4 protein-coding genes are annotated in these 12,315 nt (G+C 45.9%); 1 reads left to right on the top strand and 3 read right to left on the bottom strand.

Annotated elements, in window-relative coordinates:
- The first annotated feature begins 8 nt into the window (after positions 1-8).
- Complete coding sequence (locus AADH33_RS06700) at positions 9-569, top strand: hypoxanthine-guanine phosphoribosyltransferase (protein ID WP_348548366.1); 561 nt, start codon at positions 9-11, stop codon at positions 567-569.
- Positions 570-648: 79 nt separating this feature from the next.
- On the opposite strand, the gene recD is transcribed toward AADH33_RS06700, so the two are convergent.
- From recD to AADH33_RS06685, 3 genes are all read right to left on the bottom strand, one after another.
- Positions 649-2,862 carry an exodeoxyribonuclease V subunit alpha gene (gene recD, locus AADH33_RS06695; RefSeq protein ID WP_348548365.1) on the bottom strand — a complete coding sequence of 738 codons (2,214 nt, stop codon included), beginning with the start codon at positions 2,860-2,862 and terminating at the stop codon, positions 649-651.
- 105 nt (positions 2,863-2,967) lie between these two features.
- Positions 2,968-7,575, bottom strand: coding sequence for a UvrD-helicase domain-containing protein (locus tag AADH33_RS06690; RefSeq protein ID WP_348548364.1), 4,608 nt, complete (start codon positions 7,573-7,575; stop codon positions 2,968-2,970).
- 96 nt (positions 7,576-7,671) lie between these two features.
- Complete coding sequence (locus AADH33_RS06685; RefSeq protein ID WP_348548363.1) at positions 7,672-12,126, bottom strand: exodeoxyribonuclease V subunit gamma; 4,455 nt, start codon at positions 12,124-12,126, stop codon at positions 7,672-7,674.
- Between the last annotated feature and the right edge of the window lie 189 nt (positions 12,127-12,315).

The raw sequence follows: 12,315 nt of genomic DNA, 5'->3' as shown, positions 1-12,315 counted from the left end.
CGCAACCCATGACCCAAATTAGTAACCAAGAAATCGAAAAAACCCTACGCAACTCAGAGTGCCTTATTAGCAGTATCGAAGTTGCCGCAGCTTATGAGCGCCTGGCCGCTCAGCTCAACCTGCACTACGCTGGCCTAAATCCTATCGTCATGGTCGTTATGAACGGCGGATTGATTCCAGCTGGTCAACTACTGACCCATTTGACTTTTTATCATCGTATGCATTATATCCATGCTTCACGCTACCGTGATAACGAAGGTACCAATGAGCTAGACTGGAAATTTAAGCCTGATGTCAGTATCGAAGGAGAGCACGTACTGCTGATCGATGATATTTTTGACGAGGGCATCACCCTAAAAGCCATCGTAGAGCAACTTGGTAAAGAAAAACCGCTGTCTATCGAGTGCTGTGTGCTGCTAAATAAAGAGCATGATCGCAAAGTTGCTGAGTTTGATGTAGATTTTGTCGGTATCAACGTTGCAGACCGTTATGTTTATGGCTGCGGTATGGATTTCCATGGTTATCTGCGTCACCTACCAGGTATTTATGCCATTAAAGAAGAAGCATAAGCGCTTTATTTAAGCTGCTGGTATTTTTAAAAGCATCCTAATCGGATGCTTTTTTTTGCCTAAATGTTTAGTAGTAACTCTAAAACTGTAAGGCTAATCCTGTATGGCGCTCAGTGGGTGTTTGGACAGCTTTTTCTAGTGCGTGTTTTGTACTGTATATAGTTACTTGCTTTTTGGCACGCGTTACAGCGGTATAAATCAGCTCTTTACTCAGCAGTCTTGCATGACTATTGTCAAAAGTAATGACTACATGATCAAACTCTGATCCTTGGGATTTATGAATGGTCATCGCATAAGCGGTGGCGATAACCTCTTCATTGAGCAAGTTAACATCAATCCCCTGCTCCTTATTTTCAAAAAACACCTCAAGTCGGCTGCGATTATCGTCCGTCTGCAAACAAAAACCAATATCGCCATTAAATAACCCTAACTCGTAGTTGTTTTGTAGAATCATGACAGGGCGCCCATGAAACCAAGTGTTTTGACCTAGAGGCAGCTTTAGCTCATCAAGATGCCACTGGGTAAAGTAGTTATTGATATAGTGATCGCCCCACTCACCATTGTGGCCAGCGGTTAATATTCGAAACTGATTGAAGGTGTTCATTAGTGAGGTAATGGTTGTTTTGACTGATTTTGGTACGGATTTTTCCATTGGGTTTTGTAGGAGAGTTTTGATTTTATTTAAGTATGGGTTGTAATGTTTAGTTGTTTTCGAAATTTTTTCTTTATTGCTTAGGCTATTTATTGTAGCAATGTCTTTAGCTAATGAATTTGGTAAGCTATTGATATTGTTTATATACTCAAAGCCCAGCGCCTTATCATGCTTTAACAACTGCCAAATAGCCTGCGTATCTGTTTCTATTTTGTTGATTTGATAAGCAAGTTTACCGATACCAGAGTCAGCGGTAAATCGGCGACTCTCTGTGAGCTCCGCATGAATCGCCTGCAGCCGCGGAATACGGCATAAGTCAGCCAATACCGCCCCTGCATCTACTGCAGCCAATTGGTTCGCATCTCCTAATAATATCAGCCTTGCGCCAGGCTTTACCGCACTCACAAGATAGTTCGCCAGCTCCACCCCTAGCATCGATGCTTCATCGACGATAATAATATCCTCGCCAAGTGGATTATTGGCATCATAACGCGGTCTGCCCGTACGTCCGATACCTAGCAAGCGATGAATAGTTTTGGCTTCTTGTAATTGTAGTTCGACATTCGCGGCGTCTAACGCGGCTTGCAAAGACTCTTGCATACGCTGTGCCGCTTTACCCGTTGGCGCGGCTAACGCTAGGCTAGCGCTGTCTGTACTAAACTTGATTTTTTCATGCGCCGTCCCCCTACTCTCTGTCGCTTGCTGCAATGCCATCACCAGCTGCGCCACGGTGTAAGTCTTGCCCGTGCCTGGGCCACCTGTAATGATACTAAAGGCATTTTTATTGGCGATATCAATCGCCTTTATCTGATTTTCGTGAAGGTTGTCAGGTATTGCTATCTCAAGCGGCGTTACTTGTTGGTCTAAAATAGTATTGATGCGCGCCGCTAAGTTAAATTCTGCTTGCCACGCTCGGTGCAGCCAAAACGTGATTGCTGCGTTGTGTTTATCAGCCTCTTTGTCGTTAATGTGCTGATAAACGATAGGTTGATTATTTTTGCTTAGGCTATTTTTATTTTCATTATGGTTTGCGTTAACATTGACGTCAGCGAACAAAGTGTGCTCATCGATTAACTTATAAAAAAACGTTAAGTTGCTATTTTTCAATAACTGGTAGAGTGCCGCTACTGCATGAAACCTTTTAACCAACATCTCTTTTTCATGATTGCTAAGTGCCAGCTGCGCCCATAGCTGGTCTTGCTTAGCAAACAAATTCTCCAGCAACACAAATATTGATGCCTCAGCCGTAATATCAACCTCTGATTGAACCGCTATTTGAGTGTCAATCAAGGCAATAAGCGGCATTGCTAGCATCTCTAACAGCTGCTGTTGCCACGCATATAGTGTCACTGTCTCGCCACCAATCTGACCACTATGCGGCGCTTCATGCTCAGTTTCCTGAATGGTGAGTACAGTATGCCCCTCTTCTAAATGCGCAGCTAACATAGTAAATAAAGCGGCAAATAAGCTGCTATCTGATGCTGAGTCTACTTTTGCACTACTGTCCTTAGCCGTTGCATCGGCCTTGCTATAGGCCACCTGCGTTTGATGACGGCGTAGTAAAATATAATCGCTGATATTACTGGCCCAGCTTTCTTGTGTGCTGATATCAGCCTTACTTTTATTGTTATTATTACTCATGGTGTGTTTTTCTCTATAATATTTATATAATCAGTTCAATTTAGGGCTTTAAAAAAGTATCCTAGCAGCATTATGTTATCCTTAGATTTAATAAACTATAGACTGCTAATTTGGTATGCCAAACAACGTGTCTAAAGCCTTAATAAAATCAATGGGTATGTCCCAAGTCACCAATCCGTAGCGGGCACTACTTATTGATTCATGCTTCATTGAATTACTATGCATTGAGTTGCTTCCGTCAAGGGTATTAACATCTTCTGCTTCAATAGCTAATGGGGCAGCTGGATCATATACGCCTCGTAAAAAGACATACTCCACCGCGCCCAAATACTTAGCTTCATTGCCTATATAATCAGCAATTCGCATCGACAAAAACCGATGCAATGCCACTTGATAAATGGCGGCTTGTAACCAATACCCCGCTTTCGACATTGCTCGCTTGAGCGTGGTTTCGTCATAATCACTTAGGCTATTTCCTAAAAAATTACTTTTATAATCGACGACATAATACTTGCCCGCATGCTCATATACCAAATCGATTTCACCACGTAAATAACGATACAAATGCGCTTTGTTTTGCGGAACAAGATTGACGTGCTTATCGGTTTCATTAGGCAGGTACTGCTCAAAGAGTCTATTAATATCCTGTGCTTTAAATCGCTCTGATAGCCCCATATTGAACTCTAATTCGGCAAACCTATGACCTGCGTCAATAGCGTGTAACGGCTGATCAGACGCTAAGAGCGGCGTATGTAGCACCTCTTCTATCCAGCCAATGAGCGCTTCATGCTTACTAACATCGATCGCCTCCGAATCCAATAAATCAGTATTTAATGACGCACTACCACCTTTGTCTTGCGTCTTTGCTTGTAGGCGACGGCTTTGGGTCTCAGCACTGCTATACACCAGCGGCAGCTGATAGCTACTGACGGCCCTATCGATAACCTGTGGCCACTGCGATTTATTGCCAAAATCAATTTTTTCAAATATCTCATGCAAAAATGTACCCGCATTGGCACCTTTGACAAAGGTAAAACGAATATCATCCTCTGACTTGAGACTTGCCTGATCGACTTGCGCGGCAGACTCATAACTATCTGGTGCATGACCATCCAGGGGCGGTGAAACTGACGTTTCGGTTGTATTAATATCAACCTCAATATCTACCGCATCATCTATACGCTCGTCCATGATAGCCAGCGTCTGCGCCGACTCATCTAACTGACGAGCCAAGGCGGTAAAACTGGTCTTGGCCCAACCATAAAAATAATTGATTTTCATAACCTCTGAAAAATCTTCATACTGAATAGGCTCGGTTTTGGGCTTAGTCGAGGCAAGCGCGCCATTATTCGTCAACGAGCTTATTGCTGTCGCACAGTTATCACGATAAAACGCATCGATCTTATGCCCTCTAATCATGCCTATAATGCCTTTGAGCCTATCTGGCAATTCAAACTTGGCCTCCTCGGAGTCAAACCAATAACACACTGGCCTGAATTTACAATCAATATTTTTATAGGCGTCTTTTAATACCACATAAAGCTGTTCACTGGCGCGCGTAAAGGCGACATAACCAAGCCGGCGCAGCTCATCAAAGCCCTCCTGCGTCTCAATATCGGTATAGTAGCCGTCTGTGGTCGCAGAGTCTTGTACTGGTGAGAATCGGCGCTGATTGCCTGTCGATTGCTGCGCCAACGCTGACTGACTTTGTTGAACAGCATCTTGTTGAGTAGCATATTGCTGGCTAGGGTTTTGTTGCGCGTTATAGAGATACAATCCATAGTCTTCTTTATTACCTGATTTTCTACTGGCATCGTCCATACCCAGCACATAGACAATGGGAAACTCTAGTCCTTTAGACTTATGAATGGTCATTAGCTGCACGCCAGACTCTGTCGGTAGCGGGTATTGCTTAGCCCAATCACTGCTCGGCGCGCTATCTATGTTCTGTCTAAACCACGCTAGCAGCTCATACTCACCCATGCCGATACCATACTGCGCCAAGATATCCATCACATGGCGCAAATCCATGATATGACGTGCGCCTTCTGGATGCGCGGCTAGTGCTTGCCAAACGCCTTGCGGCTGTACAGGGCTTTTGTCCAACAAGTAATGCATGGCCGATAATACGCCAAAGTGCTGCCAACGCTGGGCGCCTTCTTTTAAATAGCTAATAAAGTTTTGATAGCCTTTCTTATTATCAATGGCTTGTGTATTAGCGCTATTTAAATCTACAACCCCTGACTCATGGTCCGTCATCATGGCTTTGACATCCCTGATGCTCAGGCCATATAAATGACTGGTCAGCACCCGATTGATCATATCGTGACGATACGGGTATAGCATGGCACTTAGCAGCGCTGCCACATCCTCTGCCATAATGGTTTCAAAGATACTGACATCACTGGTGGTCAGAGTCGGCACACCAAGCTTGACAAGCTCGTCTTCGACTTGCTTTAAGTCTTTTTTGGCACGTGCCAGCACGCCGATATCGCTCGGTTGAATAGGCTTGCCTTTAAGTGTCTGACCACTGCTGAGCAAGGTAGCAATATGACGCGCTGTGATCTCAAACTCGTCGTACTCAAGTGCTTTATCATAAGGCAGGTGCAATACACTTACGGGCTGAGCAGAGAGCACGTCATTTACTAAATCATCTACCGAGTCGCTATTTAGGTCGCTGTTTGGCATGTCTGGCTGACGAAACCAAGACAGCTGGTTTTCTTGCTTTTCAGCTTTAATGTGCTGGTAATAAATACCACTACCTAACTGTGCCAGCCTATTCTCTTGAGTCACTGGCGCAGGCATACCGAACCAACAGTTTAGGGCATTAATCACACTGGCGTTTGAACGACGATTAACATCGAGCGTCCATAGGCTGCTTTTGTCAAACTGGGCTTTCATATAGTTATAGTTGGCGACATCACCGCCGCGAAAGCCATAAATGGCCTGCTTAGGATCACCTACCAATAGCAAAAACTCATGGTTGGCTTTATTGCTAGCAGCATGCTTATCATTGGCCGACGGTTTACGCTTCGGCAGATAGATGCTTTCAATCATAATGGCTTGCTCGCCATTGATGTCTTGCGACTCATCAATCAATGCCACGGGATAGTGATGACGAATATAACGCGCCAGCTTCTCTCCTTGCCGACCGGTCAATGCTTGGTTTAACCGTACCATCTGCAAGCTAAAGGTGGTCTCACCGCGCTCTTCTAAGATAACCGGCAGTCTGTCACGCACCGCCAGCACGATATGGCGATTGAGATCGGCCAGCAACATCACAATATGCTGATTTAAACCGTCAACCATATCTAAGATAGCCATGAGCTTGCTAATGGTGTCTAATGCGAAAAACGCTTCATGCTCTTTTTCTCTATTCTTATTAAAATTCTTAATTTTACCTTCTTCATTGGGATATCTAGAATCCTGCAATGAGGTAAGAATCTTATTTTCACGTTCATTTAAATAACTGGTAAACGCCAGCTGATGTTCCGCTATTTTTTGATGCACCTCAATAATGGCATCAAATTGCTTGAATAAATTGGAACCACCATTAAACCCTTGAGACTTTCGATAATCAGGGTTTAAATACGGCTGAATATCTGCCAAATCCAATGTCGAAAACTCATGCAATAGCTGCTCATATAGACTAAAATCAAAATCTGCTAGCCTTACCTCATCAATCGGCGAAGAGATAAAATTCAGCGAACGCGTGACAAAGCCCTTGTGGTCGCCCACCGCCGTCAGCTTGCCTTGCTGATGCATCAATGCATAAAGCTTGGGCTGCTCATGGTACAGTCGGCTTTGAAACTGACGCAGCTCATCATGAATGATACTGTCCGTCACTTGCTCGATACTACTGTCGTCAATAATGGCCATGCCTTGTTGGTGGCCTGTCTCGCTACTGTATTCTGTAAGCCACTTTTGCGCCAAACTATCGAGGGTACCGACAAACAGCTTGTCCAAGGTGGTTAATACCAGCGCCGTGCGGCGAATCGCCTCTGTCATCGGATAGCTATATACATGATCAAGCAAGTAGCCAACCAGATGCAGATTGATAGGATCTTGCATGATGTCATCTAAGCGCGCATCTTTTGCCTGCGCGACTAGCCATTTTTCACGAGTTTGTTTTGCTTGTACACGTTTTTTGGCCGCGGCTTTTTTGTCATGGGCTTTACCATAGTCATAAGCAATGTCTTGGTTGAGTTCATCAGCGTCTTTTTTAGCAGTCGTATCCGTGTCTGCGTGCTGACTTACCTGACTATTCTCCTTATCTTTATCGCTGTCTGGCGTCACTTGTAGGATGGATGGATATAAATGCTCTTTATTTGCAGGGTTGGTACTCAGGCTATTGACCCATTGCAGCAGTTGATAAAAATCCACCAAACGATCATGAATGCGCTGACGCATCTCGGCTGCCGCAGCGCGAGTAAAGGTCGTTGCAATGATTTGCTCTGGCGCGCGCCGTGCTTCAATGAGCAAGCGCAGTACGATGCCCGTAAGTGTCCAAGTCTTACCCGTACCGGCTGATGCTTCGATAAGATGCCGACCTGTCAATGCCACCTCAATCGCTGGTATCACCTCTGCCTCATTCTTAGGCTTAGTCATGTCATCATGCGTACCCTCACGGTCATCCATATCCTGCCATGCATCGGATGCAAGTGATTGGGTAGAAATATCCATTGTGTGAGTAGTGGCAGTAAATTCTTTCATAGGGGCGTACACTTTTTATTATTTGTCATACCAAAGGGTAAAAAACGAACCGTGTTAAATAATAAGTAAACAACTAGTAAGCAATCAACTAGCCAGCTAACTATCTAGACCTTGTAGCGCTGTGAACATTGGCTCATACAGCGGCTGTGCTAACGTCGTTAAGGCTGCTGATAGGGCTTTAAACGCGTCCTGATCACGCAGTACGTATTGCCAAATGGCATGCTGCGAGCAGGTATCGTATACCGTATCTACGGGATAATTGGGCCTTAGCCAATCTAAGAAATCTGCACGTTTTGGCCAATAACTGCCGCTTTCGTCTTTACTCTCTGCCGCTTTTGCGCACTTATCAAGATAACTGAGCGCATATTCTGGCAATAAGGTAATCGGCACTTGACCGACTAGCTTGCCAAATATCGCCCACTTTATCAGCTCAGCTACGGCATCTTCATACACAATAGGGCTGAGCTGAAAGGCGGTTATTTTTTCATACCTTTTAACTTGTGAGCTTGGCTTATTAAAGCGCCAAATACTCATGCCATCATTTAGAGCCACTTGCTCAGCAGTGGTACGTCTGGCAACTTGCCAATACAGATGTGACAACCAAAACTTGATTAAATGCTTGGGACTGGCAGAATTGGGCAGTATGTTTAACCACTGCTTGGGGGATTGCTCGGCATAGGATACGCCAGCCTGTAGATTAGCATGAGGATTATTAGCATCTATCGGTACTGATGTTGGTACTGAGCCTTTTATTTTAACCACTTTAGGTAATAGCTTTAGTAATAGCGTATCATCAGCCTCATTACTAGCACCAGTTAGCACAGATGCTAGCGCTAGCTGAACGGGATGCTCGATCGTTGGGGTCAGTAGCAGCAAACCACTTATACCATTTCCATCAACTAGCTGGGCATTATCCAAATCATTGTCCAAGCCATTAGCAACTAGCTGCTCTTTAAACTCCTGACATTGCTGCTGCAGTTTTTGCTGCTGGTTGGGCAAGGTCGTTTGCCGCGCCACCCCTGCTGGCATGATTTTTTGGTACATTAAAATTGGGCGGTCTTGCTTGTATGCGCTATCAACAGGGTTATTAGCGGCATCGCTCGCCAGCTCATGGAGCAAATGCGCTTTGATCTGATAAGTTGTCAGATTATCTAAAAATAGCGGCTCTTGCTGCGCCAGCGCTTCCTCGCCCTGCACCACATGCACCTTTTGCGTACGCAAAAACGCCTTGGCAGGATGACGCACTTGATAGGCCAATGCGCCTTCAACGTCTATCTCTTCAATATTAAACACCGTATCAAACATAGCGTCGATATCAATGGTGTCTATACCAGACTCTGCGTCTAGTGATAGCATCTCAGCCAATGCCGCTAAGGTTTGATTGTCTACTTGCCCCAATTGACCTAGAGAGTGTCCAAGCAGCTGAGCGATGGCTTCATACTGGGACTTAGTCGGCAAACCAACCAGCTCTGTCTGCTCATAAGATACACTATCCCTTAAGGTATGAAACACCGCTTGCCACAGCGGTGCGGGCGGAAATTGGCGTTGTTGCGCAAGCTTGGTTTGGCGCATGGCGGTATGCAAAATAGCATCCAGCGCATCTGTCTTGTCTTTATCGACGCTCTCGCTCTGGTTGGGATGAAGTAAAGCATTCGCTTCTTCACTATCTGTTTCAAACAAGCTCTCGTGAAACGGCAGTGCCGGATGTTCGGTCACCAGCCATTGCTTAATCAATTTGGGTAAATAACGCTTAAGGCTCTCGGTGGTAGAATCAACATTCTCAGGCAATGCGTCTAACGTGTCTAAGGCTTCAAGCGAGTTGACCTGCCACTGCACCTCGCCTTGCAAAAACTGCAACAGCTCACTGACTGGATTGGCAGGCAGGTGCTCGTGGGTGTCTGTCAGACTTTGACCATTATAAAATATCCAGCACGCACTGCGCGCACACAGTAGTGCGTCTAAGAACGCACCATTATCGTCATCTTCACTGACTCTATCACCGCGGCGAGCATTGGCAGCTTTCATCAAATCATAGCGATTATCACGGTCGCGCCCCGGGAACTCAGACAGATCCATATTGAGCATCACTACCAAATCAAAAGGCACGTTTCTGAGCGCCCCAAATCGACCAAAAGTAATCACTCCAGTCGGCTCGGCACTGACCTGCTGACTCTCAAGCTCCGCCTCGATACTGTCCAGCATAAAGCTCAGCTTAAGCGGCAACTGCTCGACACCTGCCAGCCTGTGTTCTACCTCCCTGTTGGCACTATCGCTACTGGCATACTGCCGATAGTGGCGATTGGCTCTCAGGCTTGATTTAAAGCCATTCATGGCGTTATATATGGCGCGCATCGTACGGGTTTGATCGACATCACCGAAGTAGCGATGAATCACTTGTGTCTCAATCTGCGCCAGCCAGTCCTCGGCTTTGAGTTTTTGTGTATGGTCATCACGGCGCGCAGTCAAGCCTGCATAAATACGGCAAAGCGCTTCAATGATAATCGCATCATTTAGGCTCACTTGTGGCAGCGGCAGACTCATTTCTGGCAAGGCAGTGCTTGGCCAGTCCTCCTGTGCCAAAGGGTATAAGCAATCGCTCAAACTGGCCTCTGGCATCACCAAACCGAGTGTCAATCTATCTAGCGCTTGAGCAAAGGTAAATCGGTAATCATAGTCGTGGCTATCTAGAGTTTGTTTAAGATGCCACTCATCAAAACCGCGGATAAAGCCTGCCTCGATCAGCAGATCACAACCACGGCTCATCTGCTCATGGGTTAAGCCGAAGTTTTCATACAGCGGTGGCAGCATCAGCCAATCAAGCACCTCAGCCGCTTCAAAGCGGGCGCTATGACTGCCTAATAACTTATAAAAACCAATAATAGCCTCCCATAGCTGGCGAATATCGGCATCAACCACCCCCGTCACCTTAGCAGGTAGCGTCAGGCCATCTTGACCTTTGCCATTGACAAATATAGAGCTGATCAGCGCATGATGCCGCTCAACATCGGGCAGCAACACGACAATATCGGATATATGGCGTTTTTTCTCACCAGATGCTAAGGGTTCATTGAGCCAGCGCCCGATCATGATGCGCAGCACTTCTAGCTGACGCTGTAGACTATGGCATGAGTGAATGCTTAGGCTATTGTCTTGTGCAGACATCGCCCACAAACGCTCCTTCTCAAAGCGCTTGTTTTCTAACACTTCATCGTCATACCACGCCGATTCTTGCGGTTTTTGATCAACTTGATCAAAAGACAGCTCTATTTGCTCACTGACTTCTTGCGAGACTTTGGCTGCGGTCGCTTGCTGGGTAGACTGCTCATCTAGCATCAATACATCATTTTGCAAACGTTTTAATAGGCTTGGGCTGTCTTGCACTTGTTGCCCACTGTCATCAAAATCAATACCAAACGCATCGCTCAAGCCCTTATTGCTATCATCGCCCTCATTAAAGATGTCCTGCCACTCGACGAGTGCATCTTGGTATTGCTCATTACCCGATAAATTTGCAAGCATCGCAAAAGTATCGCGCGACTGCTTGCCCAAACGCGATAGCAAACTGTGCCCATAATCACGCAAAAACACGCTTTCAGGGTTGATAATCTGCTGACGCTGTAGCCACGACTTGTCTACGATATCCGCCCAAAACAGCTTAGACGGATTATAGTGTAGTAGCGTAATATCCATGTATTGTGACAAGCGCTGCAAAAAGTCGAGCTCGGTCTGTGGTAGCTGCTGAATGGTAAAAATGCGCAGCACTTTGGGCAGTTGCGCGCGTTCATTTGCCTTGTTGCTTTCTAGCGCTGACCAAAAGGTATCCTCAAGCGCCACCCGGTGCTGATGCACATCAGCAAACAAATGCGACCATAAGAAACGCTGCGCGACCTCTAACTCTACATAATGCGCCACCAACCAATCAGGCGTGCCTCGCGCATACTTATCGAAGCGCAGGGACAGAGCATCCTTTTCAGCGATCAGCGCCTCTACAGTCAGCGGTTTATCATGCGACCAGAGATCTAGCCAGTCCTCACGGTGGGTTAAATAGCGGTTAAACACCCTCGCCAAATCACTTGCCAGCTGCCAAATGCGCGCGTCTTGCTGTGCCTTATCCTGCTGCACTTCTTCTTGCAGCTCATCAATCAAAGATGCCAGCAGTGGATAAACGGGATGTTTTTCATCAGCGACAATGGCTTCTTGATAATAAGTCAAATACCCAAACAAGCGCCACTGCATCACCGTTGGCGACAACACTGCCACCTCAGGTACATTCAGTGTGGCCGCATTAGGGTTTTGTTCTAGCAAATAAGCATTGTGACGGCTCAACACATCTTGCATCAACGTCCACTGATACTGACCCCAAAAAGTCGTCGTCACTAAGGTACTGATACCCGCTTGACTTGCAATAGACTTATCTAGCCAATCACCAAGCACCATGGATGGCACAATGACCACAAACTTCTCAAAGACGGGTTGGTTTTTGGACTTATAGGCAACTAACAACTGCTCAACCAACAGCTCGGTACGGTGGGACTGAATGATTTTAAACATAAAGGCGATCTAATTGGAGTGATAATAAAATAACGAGGCGACGGGTGCATACTAGGTACGATAAGGTACGGTAACGTGCAAACACAGCCTGTCATGGTGCAGAGCATAATAGCAATGCTGCCGACGACACTCATCAATTCATATTTGATGGTCGTTCGCTTGTTACATTTCTGCTAGCATAATGTCGAT

The organism is Psychrobacter sp. KFRI-CH2-11, from assembly GCF_038239325.1.
GTDB classification, from domain to species: Bacteria; Pseudomonadota; Gammaproteobacteria; order Pseudomonadales; family Moraxellaceae; genus Psychrobacter; species Psychrobacter celer.
The sequence above is the reverse complement of the archived record's forward strand: the minus strand, read 5'-3'. Positions and strand labels throughout refer to the sequence as shown.